Below are 16,287 nucleotides of genomic sequence, written 5' to 3' on the forward strand. Positions count from 1 at the left end.
GATACCTATCACTTGGTTAACGCGAGACCCTCTCGTTCTCCTAGTGTGTCCTCCCAGTGACTTCCTTCGACACGACCCCGCAACTCAACGTCTGGCGCGCTCTGCTCGCACTGGCCGTCGTGTTCGTGATGCTGGCGACCACCGGCTGGACCGCCCTGCAGCACCAGCGCAGCGCCGCACCGCTGCAGGCCTCGCTCAGCGCCTGGGGGCACGGCAGCATCGCCGGACACCCCCTGCCGGACGCCGGCTCCGCCCCCACGAAGCTCGCCCGGTTCTTCGCCTCGCTCACCGATGCGCAGCGCGCCGGCCTCGTCGAGCGCTATCCGCTCGCGGTCGGCAACATGAACGGCGCACCGGTCGAGCTGCGCTACGACGCCAACCGCGTCGCGCTCGACCAGGCCCGCAAGGTCGAGCGCAAACGCATGCACGACCAACGGCTCACGCCCGCCGGTCAGCGTGAGGCGGGCCGCCGTATGCACCGCTTCGAGGCGATGATGGAGCCGGACCGGCACATCCTCGCCTTCGACCCGGACGGCGCGGGGCGTGTCGCGGAGGTGTTCGGCGATCTGAACCGAGCCGAGCGGATCTCGGTCGTCGTCCCCGGCGTCGACACCGACGTGCTCACCTTCCAGCGCACCAACGCCGGCCGCAAGTACTCCGCACCGGCCGGCATGGCGCAGTCCCTGTACGCGACCGAGCGCGAGGTCAGCCCCTCGACACGCACGGCCGTGATCGCCTGGGCCGACTACACCTCCCCCGGCGGACTCGGCATCGAGTCGGCGACCGCGATGCGGGCGCAGAGCGGGGCCGTACGTCTGAACGCGCTGGTGCGCGGTCTGCCCGGCAGCTCGCCGGTCTCCCTCTTCTGCCACAGCTACGGCTCGGTGCTGTGCGGCCTCGCCGCGCCCGAGCTGCCGGATCGGGTGGCCGACATAGCGGTGGCCGGCAGCCCCGGCATGCGGGTCGCGAAGGCATCCCACCTGCGCACGTCCGCGCATGTGTGGGCGATGCGGGACGCGGACGACTGGGTCCAGGACGTGCCGTATCTCGAGGTCGGCGGGCTGGGGCACGGTGAGGACCCGGTGTCGTCGGGGTTCGGGGCGCGCGTGCTGTCGGCGCGCGAGGCGAAGGGACACGGCGGCTATTTCGAGCCGGGTACGGACAGTGTGGCGAACTTCGCCGGGATCGGAGTTGGCGCATACCACTCCGTGCAGTGCGCGGACGACGCCGAGGCCTGTCGGGTGGGTTTGTCCGACACGGCGTCGGCCGGACGCGCGTAGAAGCACAGGAATTGCGGTCTGCGCGGGGTGGCGACGGAGGAGCACGTGCCGCATACGATGAGCCGCATGGGTGACGTACTGGCCGGATTTCATGCCGCCTGGGAGTTCGAGTCCGACTCCGTGCTCATCCGTTACGAACGAGGGATTCGAACACCCAAGCTGTTCCAGGCGCTTGGGGAACGCCGGGTGCCGCTCGAGGCGATCGCCGGGGTGACGCTGACGCCGGGCCGGCGCGGGACGGTCGTGCTGCGCGTCGAACTGCGGCCCGGTGCCGATCCGTTGATGGAGGCGGCCGCCGGGCAGCTGAAGGAAGGCGGCGATCCGTATCGGCTGGTGCTGCCTGCCGAGCGGGAGACGCTGGCCGAGTACTACGCCGACGAGTTGCGGGCGCAGCTGAAGGCGTCGGGCGCGGCGGACGAGTTCCTCGTGGGCGCACCGGACGTGCCGTTGTCGTTCAAGGCGTACGACGGGAAGGCGTCCTTCGACGGTGAGAACGTGCGCTTCCGGTGGTTCTGGACGGGGGCCTCGTCGGCGAAGTGGAAGGCGGGGGACCAGAGCTTTGCCGTCGCCGAGTTGAGCGGGGTCGAGTGGCGGTCGCCGGAAGTCTTCGAGGGGCACCTGCGGTTGCTGCGGCGGGACGCCGTGGACGCGGACCAGCCCGCGCAGGTCGATCATGATCCGGCGGCTGTGGTGTTCGGGTTGGGGTATGGGCCGGTGCACGAGTCGTTGCCGTTCGCTGCGGCGGTGTTGTCGGCGGTGCGGGATCGCTCCGCTGGGGGTGCGGCTGTCCCGGCGGCGGCTGTGCCGCGCCGGGATCCTGCCGATATCGCCGAGCGGATTCGTCACCTCGGGGAGTTGCATCAGGCCGGGTTGGTGACGGATGAGGAGTTCTCGTCCAAGAAGGCCGAGTTGTTGGCGGAGTTGTAGGGCTGCCTCGTCTGCCGGGTTCTGTTGTTCGGCGGGTGCGGGTCCGATGTGGCTGGTCGCGCAGTTCCCCGCGCCCCTTACGGCGTTGCGGCTCCCGGCCCCTTCAAAGGCACACTCACTCCCTGCCGACCAAGGACGTACTCACTCCCTGCCTGCCGACGTGAAGGTCATGTCCGCGTACCTGTTGCCCGCCACCTGTGCCGCGATCGGCTCCAGCACAGCCAGATCCTCCTCGCTCAGCACGATCCGAGTCGCCGCGACGTTCTCCTCGACACGCGTCGGCCTGCGGGTGCCCGGGATCGGGACGATCGGCAGGCCGTGGACCGAGGCTCGCTGCTGTACCCAGGCCAGCGCGATCTGGCCGAGGGTGGCGCCGTGGGCCTCGGCGACCGTGCGGATCGGGTCCAGGAGGGCGGCGTTGGCCGCCGCGTTCTCGCCCGTGTAGCGGGGCTGTTGGCGGCGGAAGTCGCCGGCCGTCAGATCCTCGGCCTTGGCGAACGAGCCGGTGAGGAAGCCGCGGCCCAGCGGCGAGTACGGGACCAGGGTCACTCCCAGGTCGCGGGCTGCCGGGACCACGCTCGTCTCGATGTCCCGGCTGAACAGGGACCACTCGGACTGCACGGCCGCGATCGGGTGGATGGCGTACGCGTCCCGCAGTTCGGCCGCCGTCACCTCGCTCAGGCCCAGATGCCTGACCTTGCCCTCGCGGACCAGCTCCGCCATGACGGCGACGGTCTCCTCCAGCGGGACGTCCACAGCGCGGCGGTGCATGTAGTAGAGGTCGATCGCCTCGACGTCGAGGCGTTTCAGGCTCGCCTCGACGCACTGGCGGATGTAGGGCGTGTCGTTGCGGATGATCCGCTTCGTCGGGTCGTCCGGGTGGATCGCCAGGCCGAACTTGGTGGCGATGACGACATCGTCGCGGTGCGCCTTGAAGAAGGGGGAGAGGAACTTCTCGTTCTCTCCCGCGCCGTACGCGTCCGCCGTGTCGTACAGCGTCACGCCCAGCTCCAGTGCCCGCTCCAGGGTCGCCCTCGACTCGCCCGCGTCGGAGGGGCCGTACCCGAAGTTCATGCCCATGCACCCGAGGCCCTGGACACCCACCTCGGGGCCGTGCTCGCCGAGTCGTGCGGTCGCGATCCTGCTGTCCGTCATCCAGCCTTCTCCGTCTTCTCCTGCTGGTACTTGTCCTGCTCGTACAGGCGCCCGGCGTCCGCGTAGAAGCTGATCTTCCGGTCGAGCACGGCCAGCGTGTCCTGGAGCTCGGCGATCCGGGCGAGGACGTCGCGGCGGGTGGTCTCCAGCAGCTCGAAGCGCTCGCCGAACGTGTGGTCGCCCTCGCGCACCAGCTCGGCGTACCGGACCATGTCGGCGACGGGCATGCCGGTCAGCCGCAGCTTGCCGACGAGGTCGAGCCAGTCCAGGTCGCGGTTGCTGTAGCGGCGCTGGCCCGTGTGCGAGCGGTCGATGTGCGGCATCAGGCCGATCCGCTCGTACCAGCGCAGGGTGTGGGCCGTCAGGCCGGTGAAGGCGACGACCTCGCTGATCGTGTAACTGTCCTGGCCCGCCGGCCGCCGGTGCGGGTGCGGCGGGGCGGCACAGCTGTCGGTCCTGGTGCTCGTGGTCTCCATCACCGTCATGCGTTCCACGCTATGGCCTTGGAGTGCGCTCCAAGCAAGCGGAAACGGTAAGAAAACCGCGGGACATGGCGTGATCGCCGTGGTTAGCGTGCGGGGCATGAGTCTCGTACGCCGTGCCCTGCCCGACGACGCCGCCGAAGTGCTGCGGCTGCGTCAGGTGATGATCGACTCGCTGGCCGAAGTGCCTGGTTCGACGGAGTGGCACCGGGAGTCGCTGCCGACGCTGCGTGCCAGGCTCGCGGAGCCCCAGAGCGACTTCGCGGCCTTCGTCGTCGATCACCCCGAGCGGCCGGGAACGCTCGCCGCGCTGGTGGCGGGGACGCTGGAGTACCGGATCGGGCGGGCCGGCCATCCGCACGGGATGATCGGGTACGTCTTCAGCGTCGCCACCGACCCGGACGCCCGGCGCCGCGGATACGCGCGCGCGTGCATGGAGGAGCTGCTGGCCTGGTGCCGCGAGCGGGGTGCCGGCCACGTCATGCTCACCGCGTCCCCCGACGCCGAGCCGATGTACACGGCGCTCGGCTTCACCCGGGACACGGACCCCTCGATGCGGCTGTACCTGTGAGCGACATAGGCTCGACGGCATGTCGCTGAGCAGCCTCGCACTGATCGAGAACTGGCCGGTTCCCTCCGCCGCGGCGGGTGTCGTACGGGCGGACGGCACGGTCCTGGGTACGCACGGTCCCGTCGCGCACCGCTTCCCGCTGGCCTCGGTCACCAAGCCGCTGGCCGCCTACGCGGTCCTCGTCGCGTACGAGGAGGGGGCCGTCGAACTCGACGAGCCGGCCGGGCCGCAGGGCTCGACGGTGCGGCATCTGCTCGCGCACACCTCGGGGCTGGCCTTCGACGAGCACCGGGTGACGGCCCCGCCCGGGGATCGGCGGCTGTACTCGAACGCCGGTTTCGAGCAGCTCGGGGACCACGTGGCCAAGGCGACGGACATCCCGTTCGGGGAGTATCTGCGGCAGGCGGTGCTGGAGCCGCTGGGCATGACGGCCACGTCGCTGGAGGGGTCTCCGGCGAAGGACGGGGTGTCGACGGTCGAGGATCTGCTGCGGTTCGCGGCGGAGGTGCAGGCGCCGCGGCTGCTGGACCCGCGGACGGTCGCGGCGGCGATGACCGTGCAGTACCCGGGGACGAAGGGTGTGCTTCCGGGGTACGGGCACCAGAACCCCAACGACTGGGGGCTCGGCTTCGAGATCCGTGACGGCAAGTCGCCGCACTGGACGGGTTCGGCGTCCTCGCCGCGCGCCTTCGGGCACTTCGGGCAGTCGGGTACGTTCCTGTGGATCGACCCGGACGCCGGGGCGGCCTGTGTGGCGCTGACGGACCGGGCGTTCGGGCCCTGGGCGGTCGAGGCGTGGCCGCCGTTCACGGACGCGGTGCTCGCCGAGGTCGGGCGGTAGGGCGCGGTCACCTGTGCCGGGGTGACCCGGGCTCCGGCAGGGCACCGAGTTCCTCGCCCGTCCCCTCGGTGTCGATGTGCGGCAGGATCTTGTCCAGCCAGCGGGGTGTCCACCAGGCGTGCTTGCCCAGCAGCGTCATCACGGCGGGCACCATCAGCAGCCGGACCACCGTGGCGTCGATGAGCACACTGACCGCGAGCCCCAGGCCCAGCATCTTGACCACGATGTTGTCGCTGATGATGAAGGCCGCGAACACGCTCACCATGATCAGCGCCGCGCAGGTGATCACGCGCGCGGTGATCTCCAACGCATGGGCGACCGAGTCCTCCGCGTTCCCGGTGCGCAGCCATGCCTCGTGCACCCGGGACAGCAGGAAGATCTCGTAGTCCATGCTGAGCCCGAAGATGATCGCGAACATCATCATCGGCACATAGCTCTCGATGGGCACCTTGCCGTGGACGCCCAGCGCGGGCCCGCCCCAGCCCCACTGGAACACGGCGACGACGACGCCGTACGAGGCCGCGATCGACAGGACGTTGAGGACGGCCGCCTTCACGGCGACGAGCAGGCCGCGGAAGACCGCGAGGACGATCAGGAAGGCGAGGCCGACCACGACTGCGATGATCACCGGCAGCCGTGCCGCGACGATGTTGCGGAAGTCGACCTGGGCGGCCGTGGTCCCGGTGACATAGCCCTTGGCGTCGGTGCCGGAGGCCGCGTCGGGGAGCGTGTGGTCGTAGAGGCTGTTGACGAGGTTGGTGGTGTCCTTGTTCTGCGGGGACACCGACGAGTAGACCGTGCCGACCAGGACGTCGCCGTCCTGCGTCGGCATCAGCGGGCTGACGAAGGAGGTCCCGGACGCGTCGTTCAGGGCCTGCTGGGTCTTCGAGGCCAGGTCGGAGCGCTGTGAGTCGGGTACGGAGGTCTGGTCGACGACGACGGTGAGCGGCCCGTTGGAGCCGGCCCCGAACGCGTCGGTCATCAGGTCGAAGGCCCGCCGGTCGGTGAAGGACGTGGGGTCGGCGCCGTCGCCGATGTGGCCGAGCTGGATCGAGAAGACGGGGATGGCCAGCACCGCGACGGTGACCACGCCGGCCGACAGGTACCGCCACGGATGGTGCTCGACGCGCTTGGCGTAGCGGTGCCAGGTGCCCTGGGAGATGTCGCCCCCGGCCTCGGTCTCGGCGATGGGCCTGCGCACGTGCCAGCGGTCGACGTTGCGGCCGACCAGTCCCAGCAGGGCCGGGACCAGGGTCAGCGCGCCCAGGACGGCGGAGACGACCGTGACGGCCGCGGCGACGCCGAGCAGGCCGATGAAGCTGACACCGGACACCCACAGGCCCATCAGGGCGACGATCACCGTCGTGCCGGAGACCAGCACCGCACGTCCGGAGGTGGCGGCGGCGTGGCCGGCGGCGCGCACCGGATCGGCGCCGTCCATGAGGCCCTGCCGGTGCCTGGTGAGCAGGAAGAGGGCGTAGTCGATACCGACGCCGAGGCCGATCATCGTGGCCAGGGTGGGCGAGACCGTGGCGAAGGTGAACGCGATGGCGAGCAGCCCGAGGCAGGCCAGCCCGCCGACCACGGCGATCAGGGCGGAGATCAGCGGCAGGAAGGCGGCGATCACGCTGCCGAAGCCGATCAGCAGGACGACGATGGCGACGCCGAAGCCGATCGCCTCACTGATCCGGTCGTTGCCGGCGGGCCGCTCCAGCTCGCCGAGCGATCCGCCGTACTCGACGTCGACGCCGGCCTGTCTGAGCGGCTCCACGGCGTTGTCGACGCCGTTGAGGTAGCTGTCGCCGAGCAGGGAGGGCTGCTCATTGAAGCGGATGGTGATGTAGCCGGTCTGCCCGTCCGAGGACAGCGGGCCGACCTTCGAGGAGGTGGCCTCCAGGGGGTTCTGCACGGACAGCACGTGCGGCAGCTTCTGGAGGTCGGCGACGACGGTCGACATCTGCGAGCTGACCGAGGTGAGCGGCTTGTCGGCGTCGTGCATGACGATCTGGCTGCTGTAGCCGCCGGCCTGCGGATCATGCGCCTTGAGGACGTCCAGGCCCTTCTCGGACTGCACGTCGGACAGGGCGAAGTTGTCCGAGTACTCCCCGCCGTGGATGTGGTTGAGGGCCTGGAGCACCCCCAGGGCCACGACCCACGCCACGATCACGATCACGAAGTGATGTGCGCACCACTCACCGAGCCGTCGCAGTCCCCCGGTCCGGGTCTTGTCCTGTTCCCCTGCTGCTCTGCCTTTGGCCATGGGCCCCGGCTCTTCTCTGCCGAGCGAGTGTCCGACCCCATCATTTGAAGTCCCTGGGATCACTCCGGCATCTCGAGCCCCACGTCTACTGGGCCATTGGGGCCATCTCCCACACCAGCAGTTCGGCCGTGGTCACGGCGACCGCCTCCACGTCCTTGGCGTCCGTGATGCGCACCGCGTCGCCGGCGCCCAGCTCCTCGCCGTCCAGGCGCACGTCGCCGCGCACGACATGCACGTACAGGAACGCCCCGTCCGGCACCGCTGTCCGCTCCCCCGCCACAAGTCGCCGCACATGGAGCATCGCGCCCGCCTCCGGGACGGCGTACGGCGTCGAGTCCGCGATGCCACGGACGATCTCGTACGCCGGGTCGCCGCCCGGCGTCAGCGGGGCCAGCCAGGCCTGGATGAAGGTGAGGGGGGTGCCGGCGTCGTTGCGCTCAACGTGCCGTACACCGGCCGCCGAGCTGAGCCGCTGGACGTCCCCCGGACCGACCCGGGTCTCGTGGCCCGTGGAGTCGCGGTGGGTCAGTTCGCCGTCCACGACCCACGTGACGATCTCGGTGTGGCTGTGGGGGTGCTCGTCGAAGCCGGCGCCGGGGGCGAGCCGCTCCTCGTTGCACGCGATCAGCGCGCCGAAGCGGAGGTTGTCGGGGTCGTAGTGCGGGCCGAAGGAGAAGGCGTGGCGTGACTCGATGCCCGCTGCCGGGTCCCCTCCCGGATAGCGCCCCGCGGCGCGCCGTACGTCCATCACGGGAACCACGGTAGCCGTGCCGGGCGGCCGGACACGGCAAGTGCCCACCAAGCAGCCGGACACGGCAAGTGCCCACCGAGCGCGCCTGGTCCGACGACACCGGCCGTGAGGGAGCCGTAGGGGCGCGCCGGCCTCGAGGGGGCTGGGGGTGGCCCCCTCGTGGGAGCGCGGAGGCCCGAAGGGTCGAGCACGATCGCCCTCTCGACACCGGCTGAGGCGCCCCGAAGGCGACCGAGCCAGCAAGCACCGCCCCCTCTGGCACGCACTCGCGTCCGGATAAGGCAGTCTTGTCCCCGTGCCCGAACCCGTAACCCGTAAGTCCCAAGCCGCCGCGCACGACGTCCACCAGCACGCCGCGACCCTGAAGCGGCTAGAGAAGTCCGCCGGTTCGCTCGCCGCGCAGGCCATCGCGCGGATGGACGAGACGCTGCCGTGGTACCGGGCCATGCCCCCGGAGAACCGTTCCTGGATCGGCCTCGTGGCCCAGGCCGGTATCGCCGCCTTCACCGAGTGGTTCCGGCATCCCGACGCGCCCCAGGCCATCTCCACCGACGTCTTCGGGACCGCCCCTCGCGAGCTGACCCGCGCGATCACCCTGCGCCAGACCGTCGAGATGGTGCGCACGACCATCGAGGTCATGGAGTCGGCCATCGACGAAGTCGCCGCTCCGGGCGACGAGAGCGTGCTGCGGGAGGCGCTGCTCGTCTATGCCCGTGAGATCGCCTTCGCGACCGCCCAGGTCTATGCCCAGGCCGCCGAGGCACGCGGTGCCTGGGACGCGCGCCTCGAGTCGCTCGTCGTGAACGCCGTGCTCAGTGGCGAGGCCGACGAGGGGGCCGTGTCGCGGGCCGCCGCGCTCGGGTGGAACTCGCCCGAGCATGTGTGCGTGGTGCTCGGGACGGCGCCCGACGGCGACAGTGAGCTGACGGTCGAGGCCATCCGGCGGGCCGCCCGGCACGCCAAGCTGCAGGTGCTGACCGGGGTCCTCGGGGACCGGCTGGTCGTGATCGCGGGCGGCAGTGACAGCCCGCTGGCGGTCGCCAAGTCGCTGATCGGGCCCTATGCCGCAGGTCCGGTCGTCGCGGGACCCGTGGTGCCCGATCTGCTGGCCGCCACCCGGTCCGCGCAGGCCGCGGCCGCCGGGCTGAAGGCCTGTACCGCCTGGCAGGACGCCCCACGGCCGGTGCTGGCGGACGATCTGCTTCCGGAGCGCGCCATAGCGGGCGATCCCGGTGCGCGCGAGCAGTTGGTGGAGGAGATCTACAGACCGCTGGAGGAGGCCGGGTCGGCCCTTCTGGAGACGCTCGCCGTCTATCTCGAACAGGCGAGCAGTCTGGAAGGTGCCGCGCGGATGCTGTTCGTGCATCCCAACACCGTGCGCTACCGGCTTCGACGTGTGACTGACGTCACCGGCTGGTCGCCGTCCGATGTACGCTCCGCATTCACTTTGCGGATCGCGCTGATCCTGGGACGTCTGGTCGACGGCGATCTCCAGCTCTAGGCTTTTGTCGGGGGCCCACAAAACCCCCTCGTGTTCTTCGTCCTTGTCCCCACGGGCGGCCGTGCCCGTCCCCAAGAGAGAGTGTGAGAGTGCTCGTACTCGTCGCTCCCGGCCAGGGTGCCCAGACGCCCGGCTTCCTGACCCCCTGGCTCGAACTCCCCGGTGTCCGCGGTGCCCTCGAGGCATGGTCCGACGCCGTGCAGCTCGACCTCGTCCGCTACGGCACCGAGGGCGACGCGGAGGAGATCCGTGACACCTCGGTCGCCCAGCCGCTGCTGGTGGCTGCCGGGCTGGCCTCCGCTTACATGCTCTTCGACGACCCCGCCGAGCTGCCCCGCAAGGTCGGAGCGATCGCCGGGCACAGCGTCGGCGAGCTCACCGCCGCCGCGCTCGCCGGAGTGCTCCCCGACGAGGAGACCGTCCGGCTCGTCCGCGCCCGTGGCCTGGCCATGGCCGAGGCCGCCGCGATCACCGAGACCGGCATGTCGGCGCTGCTCGGCGGCGACCCCGACGTCAGCGTCGCGCACCTGGAGAAGCTGGGCCTGACCCCGGCGAACATCAACGGCGCCGGGCAGATCGTGGCCGCCGGCACCATGGAGCAGCTCGCGGCGCTGAACGAGGACAAGCCCGAGGGCGTACGCAAGGTCGTGCCGCTGAAGGTGGCCGGTGCCTTCCACACGCACCACATGGGCCCCGCCGTCGAGAAGCTGGCCGAGGCCGCCAAGGAGCTCGTGCCCGGCGACCCGAGGCTGACCTACGTGTCCAACAAGGACGGCAAGGCGGTCGCCACCGGCGCCGAGGTGCTGGAGCGTCTCGTCGGGCAGGTCGCCAACCCGGTCCGCTGGGACCTGTGCATGGAGACCTTCAAGGAGCTCGGCGTCACGGCCCTGATCGAGGTGTGCCCGGGCGGCACGCTGACCGGTCTGGCCAAGCGCGCGCTGCCGGGTGTGCAGACCCTGGCACTCAAGACCCCCGACGACCTGGACGCTGCTCGCGAGCTCATCGCAGAGCACGCCTGACAAGGAGCCCGGAGCATGGCGAAGCTGAAGCCCAGCAAGGGCGCCCCGTATGCGCGCATCCTCGGGGTCGGCGGGTACCGCCCGACCCGGGTCGTGCCCAACGAGGTGATCCTGGAGAAGATCGACTCGTCCGACGAGTGGATCCGTTCGCGCTCCGGCATCGAGACGCGGCACTGGGCGAACGACGAGGAGACCGTCGCCGCGATGTCGATCGAGGCGTCCGGCAAGGCGATCGCGGACGCCGGGATCACCGCCGAGCAGATCGGCGGCGTCATCGTCTCGACGGTCTCGAACTTCCGGCAGACCCCGGCCGTCGCCACCGAGATCGCCGACAAGCTCGGCACTAACAAGGCCGCCGCCTTCGACATCTCGGCCGGCTGCGCGGGCTTCGGCTACGGCCTGACCCTCGCCAAGGGCATGATCGTCGAGGGTTCCGCCGAGTACGTCCTCGTCATCGGCGTGGAGCGGCTGAGCGACCTCACCGACCTGGAGGACCGCGCGACGGCCTTCCTGTTCGGCGACGGCGCCGGCGCGGTCGTGGTGGGTCCCGCCCAGGAGCCGCACATCGGCCCGACCGTGTGGGGCTCGGAGGGCGACAAGTCCGAGACGATCAAGCAGACGGTGCCGTGGGACCAGTTCCGCGTCGGTGATGTCTCCAAGCTGCCGCTGGACAGCGAGGGCAACGTCAAGTTCCCCGCGATCACGCAGGAGGGCCAGGCGGTCTTTCGCTGGGCCGTGTTCGAGATGGCGAAGGTCGCCCAGCAGGCGCTGGACGCGGCCGGAATCACCTCGGACGACCTGGACGTCTTCATCCCGCACCAGGCCAACGAGCGGATCATCGACTCGATGGTGAAGACACTGAAGCTGCCGGAGCACGTCACGGTCGCCCGCGACGTGCGCACCACCGGCAACACCTCGGCCGCCTCGATTCCGCTCGCGATGGAGCGGCTCCTGGCGACCGGCGAGGCGAAGAGCGGCGACACCGCACTAGTCATCGGATTCGGGGCGGGTCTCGTTTACGCCGCCACGGTCGTTACTCTCCCCTAGGCACTCCGTGCCGGATCATGCGAACCGGCACGGGAAAAAGCACCACCTGCCGCTGCCGCGGCGGGCGCGCCAAACCCTCTGAAGAACCTGAACAACAACGAAGGAGCGCCAAGATGGCCGCCACTCAGGAAGAGATCGTCGCCGGTCTCGCCGACATCGTGAACGAGATCGCCGGCATCCCGGTTGAGGACGTCCAGCTGGACAAGTCCTTCACCGACGACCTGGACGTCGACTCGCTGTCCATGGTCGAGGTCGTCGTCGCCGCCGAAGAGCGCTTCGACGTGAAGATCCCGGACGAGGACGTCAAGAACCTCAAGACCGTGGGCGACGCGACCGACTACATCCTCAAGCACCAGGCCTGATCACTGATCAGGCCCCTGGGCTGACTGCCCCGCCACCCGGCGGTGGCGCCGCTGAATCCTCGTATCCGTTGGAGAAAGAATTCCCGTGAGCTCGACCAATCGCACCGTGGTCGTCACCGGTATCGGCGCAACCACACCGCTGGGTGGCGACGCAGCCTCTACCTGGGAGGGCCTGATCGCCGGACGTTCCGGCGTCAAGCCCCTGGAGCAGGACTGGGCCGCCGACCAGGCGGTCCGTATCGCCGCGCCGGTCGCCGTTGAGCCGACCGAGGTCATCCCGCGGCCGCAGGCCCGCCGACTGGACCGCTCGGCGCAGTTCGCGCTGATCGCGGCCCAGGAGGCCTGGAAGGACGCCGGCTTCGAGGCGAAGGCCGGGGAGGACTCCTCTGTCGACCCGGACCGCCTCGGTGCGGTCATCGCCTCCGGCATCGGTGGCGTGACGACCCTGCTCGACCAGTACGACGTGCTCAAGGAGAAGGGCGTCCGCCGCGTCTCCCCGCACACCGTCCCCATGCTGATGCCGAACAGCCCCTCGGCGAACGTGGGTCTGGCCGTGGGCGCCCGGGCGGGCGTGCACACGCCGGTCTCCGCGTGCGCGTCGGGCGCCGAGGCCATCGGCTACGCCATCGAGATGATCCGCACGGGCCGCGCCGACATCGTCGTCGCGGGTGGCACGGAGGCGGCGATCCACCCGCTGCCGATCGCCGCGTTCGGCAACATGATGGCGATGTCCAAGAACAACGAGAACCCGCAGGGTGCCTCGCGTCCCTACGACGTCGGCCGCGACGGCTTCGTCCTCGGTGAGGGCGCCGGCGTGATCGTCCTGGAGTCCGCCGAGCACGCGGCCAAGCGCGGTGCCCGGGTGTACGCCGAGGCGGTCGGGCAGGGCATCTCCGCCGACGCCCACGACATCGTGCAGCCCGAGCCCGAGGGCCGCGGCATCTCGCACGCGCTGCAGAACCTGCTGGACCGCAACGACCTGGACCCGGCGGAGATCGTGCACGTCAACGCGCACGCGACGTCGACGCCGGCCGGTGACATCGCCGAGCTCAAGGCGCTGCGGAAGGTGTTCGGCGACGACGCCGACCATATGGCGGTGTCCGCGACGAAGTCGATGACCGGGCATCTGCTGGGTGGCGCCGGTGGCGTCGAGACGGTGGCGACGGTGCTCGCGCTGTACCACCGGGTCGCTCCGCCGACCATCAACGTCGAGAACCTCGACCCGGAGGCCGAGGCGAACGCCGACGTGGTCCGCGGTGAGGCGCGCAAGCTGCCCATCGAGGGCCGGATCGCCGCGCTGAACGACTCGTTCGGCTTCGGCGGCCACAACGTGGTGCTGGCGTTCAGGACGGTCTGAGCAGCAGCCGTACGTACGTGAAGGGGCCCCACCTTTCGAGGTGGGGCCCCTTCACGTGTCCAAGCCTCAGACCACCTGGTGCAACCAGCGCACCGGCGCTCCCTCACCGGCGTACCTGAACGGCTCCAACTCGTCGTCCCACGGCTTCCCGAGCAGCTTGGCGATCTCTGCCTCCAGGTCCGTCTCGCCGTGCTGGGAGCGGGTCAGGGCGGCGCGCAGGCGGTCCTCCGGGATGAGGATGTCGCCGTGGATGCCGGTGACGGCGTGGAAGATACCCAGGTCGGGGGTGCAGCTGTAGCGCTCACCCTCGGCGGTGGGGCAGGGCTCGGCCGTGACCTCGAAGCGCAGGAGGTGCCAGCCGCGCAGGGCGGAGGCCAGCTTGGAGGCGGTGCCCGCCTCGGCCTGCCAGGAGAACTCCGACCGCCAGGTGCCGGGCGCGGCCGGCTGCCGGATCCAGTCGAGGTTGACGCGCGTGCCGAGCACCCCGGCGACGGCCCACTCGACATGCGGGCAGAGCGCGCGCGGCGCGGAGTGCACGTACAGAACTCCACGTGTCGTCACCGGGACCTCCGGGCAGAGCGGACATCTTGCGAACTGGCGGACGATAGTGGCCGGGCAGCCACGTTGATGGCGAGGCTACCGTGCGGCGGCGCAAGGAGTGTGACGTACCGTCGGTCCAGGTGCCGCGAAACGCCCGCCATTCACCCGGCAGGACGCTTGTACGGGTGTGAGCCGTTGCATGAGACGGGCGGGAACCGTCGTGCGTTGTTATTGGTTGTGAACCATGACAGGGCCGATTGAGGGGATGGACCGGGGTATGCGGAAGCGACAGCACCTCTCGCGCGCTGTCCTCGCCGCCGTGACCGCGGCCGTCCTGGGCGTGGCCGGTTGTGACGCCGTGGGCGGCAATTCGCCGGAGCCGTCCGGCAGCGACGCACGCAGCGCGCGGCCGAAGCCGACCCCGACGTGGGACCGCAGCCCCGCCTCACTCGCGGCCGTGGGTGACTCCATCACGACCGGTTTCGACGCCTGTTCGGTCCTGTCGGACTGCCCCGAGGTCTCCTGGGCCACCGGCAGCAGCCCCCGCGTCGACAGTCTCGCCGTGCGGCTGCTGGGCAGAGCGAAGGCGGCGGAGCGGAGCTGGAACTACGCGGTGACCGGGGCGCGGATGGCTGACGTCACCGGGCAGATGGCGCAGGCGGTGAAGCGCAGGCCGGAGTTGGTGGCGGTGATGGCGGGGGCGAACGACGCCTGCCGGGACACGACCGCAGCGATGACCTCGGTGGCCGACTTCCGGACGCAGTTCGAGGACGCGATGGGCACGCTGCGCGACGCCCTGCCGAAGGCTCAGGTCTATGTCGCGAGCGTGCCGAATCTGATGCGCCTGTGGGAGCAGGGCCGTACGAGCCCGATGGGCAAGCAGGTGTGGAAGCTCGGTATCTGCCCGTCGATGCTGGGTGACGCCGACTCCCTCAGCGCGGCGGCGAACCAGCGGCGCGCCACGGTGCAGGAGCGTGTCGAGGCGTACAACGACGTGCTGGAGCAGGTCTGTGCGAAGGACCGCCGGTGCCGGTTCGACGACGGCGCGGTGTACGAGTTCCGCTTCGGCGGCAAGCAGCTGAGCCAGTGGGACTGGTTCCATCCGAGTGTCAACGGTCAGGCACGTCTGGCCGAGATCGCTTACCGGACGGTCACGAACTAGTGTTTCGCTCATGAGCGAACACTTCGGCACACTTTCCGACGGCACCCCGGTCCACCGCTGGACGCTGGAGCGCGCGGGCCTGCGGGTACGTGTGTTGTCGTACGGCGGGATCGTGCAGTCGCTGGAGGTGCCGGACCGCGAGGGACACGCGGCGAGCGTGGTGCTGGGGTTCGCCGACCTGGACGGCTATCTGTCCCACCCGGAGCCGTACCTCGGCGCCCTGATCGGCCGGTACGCCAACCGGATCGCGCACGGCCGCTTCCCGCTGGACGGCCTGACGTACGCGCTCGACCCCAACGACCCGCCCAACTCCCTGCACGGCGGCGAACGCGGTTTCGACAAGCGGGTGTGGGAGGTGACGCCGGTCGAGCACGGTGTGCGCCTGAGCCGGGTCAGCCCGCATGGCGAGGAGGGCTTCCCGGGGCGGCTGGAGGTCTCGGCGACCTACACCCTGTCGTCGGACGGGGCGCTGCGGATCGCGTACGAGGCGGTGACGGACGCGCCGACCGTGGTGAACCTGACCAACCACAGCTACTTCAACCTCGCCGGGGCGGGTTCGGGCAACGCGGACGGTCATGAACTGCGGCTCGCCGCCTCCCGGTATACCCCGGTCGACGCGGACCTGATCCCGACCGGCTCCCTGGACGAGGTCGCGGGCACCCGCTTCGACTTCCGTCAGCCGCGCAAGGCCGGCGCCGGGTACGACCACAACTTCGCGCTGGACAAGGGGGTGACGGACGCTGCGGAGGAGGTCGCCGAGCTGTACGACCCGTCGACCGGGCGGGCGCTGAGGGTGGCGACCACCGAGCCCGGGCTCCAGCTGTACACCGCCGAGCACCTGACCGAGCCCTTCGCCCCGGGCGACGGCATCGCGCTGGAGACCCAGCACTTCCCCGACTCCCCCAACCGGCCGGAGTTCCCGAGCACGGTGCTGCGGCCCGGCGAGGTGTTCCGGTCGGAGACGGTGTACGGCTTCTCCGTCCGGTAGCGGGAGTGCGGGCCCCGGCCTGCTCGGGGACGAGCCCCGGCCCG

At 70.5% G+C, this 16,287-nt stretch carries 16 protein-coding genes and 1 pseudogene; 11 read left to right on the forward strand and 6 right to left on the reverse strand.

Annotation, left to right across the window (positions count from 1 at the left end; translation table 11 throughout):
* Positions 1-56 precede the first annotated feature (56 nt).
* Together ACFY5C_RS11990 and ACFY5C_RS11995 are read left to right on the forward strand one after the other, a co-directional pair.
* Positions 57-1,280 (forward strand): alpha/beta hydrolase, encoded by a 1,224-nt coding sequence (locus ACFY5C_RS11990; protein ID WP_389443455.1) that lies wholly within the window; start codon positions 57-59, stop codon positions 1,278-1,280.
* Positions 1,281-1,346: 66 nt separating this feature from the next.
* Entirely contained in the window at positions 1,347-2,207 is an 861-nt protein-coding gene (locus tag ACFY5C_RS11995) for a DUF4429 domain-containing protein (protein ID WP_389443457.1), read from the forward strand.
* Positions 2,208-2,348: 141 nt separating this feature from the next.
* Here ACFY5C_RS11995 and ACFY5C_RS12000 read toward each other — a convergent pair whose 3' ends face one another.
* Both ACFY5C_RS12000 and ACFY5C_RS12005 read right to left on the reverse strand, forming a co-directional pair.
* A complete protein-coding gene (locus ACFY5C_RS12000; RefSeq protein ID WP_389443459.1) occupies positions 2,349-3,362 on the reverse strand; it encodes an aldo/keto reductase in 1,014 nt (337 codons plus the stop codon).
* Positions 3,359-3,847 carry a MerR family transcriptional regulator gene (locus ACFY5C_RS12005; RefSeq protein WP_389443461.1) on the reverse strand — a complete coding sequence of 163 codons (489 nt, stop codon included), beginning with the start codon at positions 3,845-3,847 and terminating at the stop codon, positions 3,359-3,361. The genes ACFY5C_RS12000 and ACFY5C_RS12005 overlap by 4 nt, the downstream gene beginning before the upstream one ends.
* A 97-nt stretch (positions 3,848-3,944) precedes the next feature.
* Between ACFY5C_RS12005 and ACFY5C_RS12010 the strand changes: the two genes are divergently transcribed.
* Positions 3,945-4,415 carry a GNAT family N-acetyltransferase gene (locus tag ACFY5C_RS12010; protein WP_389443463.1) on the forward strand — a complete coding sequence of 157 codons (471 nt, stop codon included), beginning with the start codon at positions 3,945-3,947 and terminating at the stop codon, positions 4,413-4,415.
* Between the two features lie 19 nt (positions 4,416-4,434).
* Positions 4,435-5,256 (forward strand): serine hydrolase domain-containing protein, encoded by an 822-nt coding sequence (locus ACFY5C_RS12015; protein ID WP_389443465.1) that lies wholly within the window; start codon positions 4,435-4,437, stop codon positions 5,254-5,256.
* Between the two features lie 7 nt (positions 5,257-5,263).
* Here the strand turns inward: ACFY5C_RS12015 and ACFY5C_RS12020 are convergent, their stop codons facing one another.
* The 3 genes and pseudogenes from ACFY5C_RS12020 to ACFY5C_RS12030 all read right to left on the reverse strand — a co-directional run bounded on the left by ACFY5C_RS12020 (position 5,264) and on the right by ACFY5C_RS12030 (position 8,264).
* Complete coding sequence (locus tag ACFY5C_RS12020; RefSeq protein ID WP_389444113.1) at positions 5,264-6,238, reverse strand: MMPL family transporter; 975 nt, start codon at positions 6,236-6,238, stop codon at positions 5,264-5,266.
* Between the two features lie 141 nt (positions 6,239-6,379).
* Positions 6,380-7,516, reverse strand: a pseudogene (locus ACFY5C_RS12025) (MMPL family transporter); the annotation flags it as partial.
* Positions 7,517-7,601: 85 nt separating this feature from the next.
* Positions 7,602-8,264 carry a pirin family protein gene (locus ACFY5C_RS12030; protein WP_389444115.1) on the reverse strand — a complete coding sequence of 221 codons (663 nt, stop codon included), beginning with the start codon at positions 8,262-8,264 and terminating at the stop codon, positions 7,602-7,604.
* 298 nt (positions 8,265-8,562) lie between these two features.
* Between ACFY5C_RS12030 and fasR the strand changes: the two genes are divergently transcribed.
* The 5 genes from fasR (at position 8,563) to fabF (ending at position 13,553) form a co-directional block, all read left to right on the forward strand.
* The gene (gene fasR, locus ACFY5C_RS12035; protein WP_389443467.1) at positions 8,563-9,768 is read left to right on the forward strand and encodes a fatty acid biosynthesis transcriptional regulator FasR; all 1,206 of its coding nucleotides are present in this window, start codon (positions 8,563-8,565) and stop codon (positions 9,766-9,768) included.
* Positions 9,769-9,857: 89 nt separating this feature from the next.
* The gene (locus tag ACFY5C_RS12040; protein WP_389443469.1) at positions 9,858-10,787 is read left to right on the forward strand and encodes an ACP S-malonyltransferase; all 930 of its coding nucleotides are present in this window, start codon (positions 9,858-9,860) and stop codon (positions 10,785-10,787) included.
* 15 nt (positions 10,788-10,802) lie between these two features.
* On the forward strand, positions 10,803-11,834 hold the full coding sequence (locus ACFY5C_RS12045) for a ketoacyl-ACP synthase III (protein ID WP_389443471.1): 1,032 nt from the start codon (positions 10,803-10,805) through the stop codon (positions 11,832-11,834).
* 113 nt (positions 11,835-11,947) lie between these two features.
* Positions 11,948-12,196 (forward strand): acyl carrier protein, encoded by a 249-nt coding sequence (locus ACFY5C_RS12050; protein ID WP_015660680.1) that lies wholly within the window; start codon positions 11,948-11,950, stop codon positions 12,194-12,196.
* Between the two features lie 85 nt (positions 12,197-12,281).
* The gene (gene fabF, locus ACFY5C_RS12055; RefSeq protein WP_389443473.1) at positions 12,282-13,553 is read left to right on the forward strand and encodes a beta-ketoacyl-ACP synthase II; all 1,272 of its coding nucleotides are present in this window, start codon (positions 12,282-12,284) and stop codon (positions 13,551-13,553) included.
* Between the two features lie 66 nt (positions 13,554-13,619).
* On the opposite strand, the gene ACFY5C_RS12060 is transcribed toward fabF, so the two are convergent.
* Positions 13,620-14,114 carry a DUF3145 domain-containing protein gene (locus ACFY5C_RS12060; protein WP_328881941.1) on the reverse strand — a complete coding sequence of 165 codons (495 nt, stop codon included), beginning with the start codon at positions 14,112-14,114 and terminating at the stop codon, positions 13,620-13,622.
* A gap of 256 nt (positions 14,115-14,370) precedes the next feature.
* On the opposite strand from ACFY5C_RS12060, the gene ACFY5C_RS12065 reads away from it, so the two are divergent.
* Positions 14,371-15,255 (forward strand): SGNH/GDSL hydrolase family protein, encoded by an 885-nt coding sequence (locus ACFY5C_RS12065; RefSeq protein ID WP_389443474.1) that lies wholly within the window; start codon positions 14,371-14,373, stop codon positions 15,253-15,255.
* Positions 15,256-15,265: 10 nt separating this feature from the next.
* Entirely contained in the window at positions 15,266-16,243 is a 978-nt protein-coding gene (locus ACFY5C_RS12070; protein WP_389443476.1) for an aldose epimerase family protein, read from the forward strand.
* Positions 16,244-16,287: the final 44 nt, after the last annotated feature.

Origin of the sequence: Streptomyces sp. NPDC012935, assembly GCF_042900345.1 — a bacterium.
GTDB lineage: Bacteria > Actinomycetota > Actinomycetes > Streptomycetales > Streptomycetaceae > Streptomyces.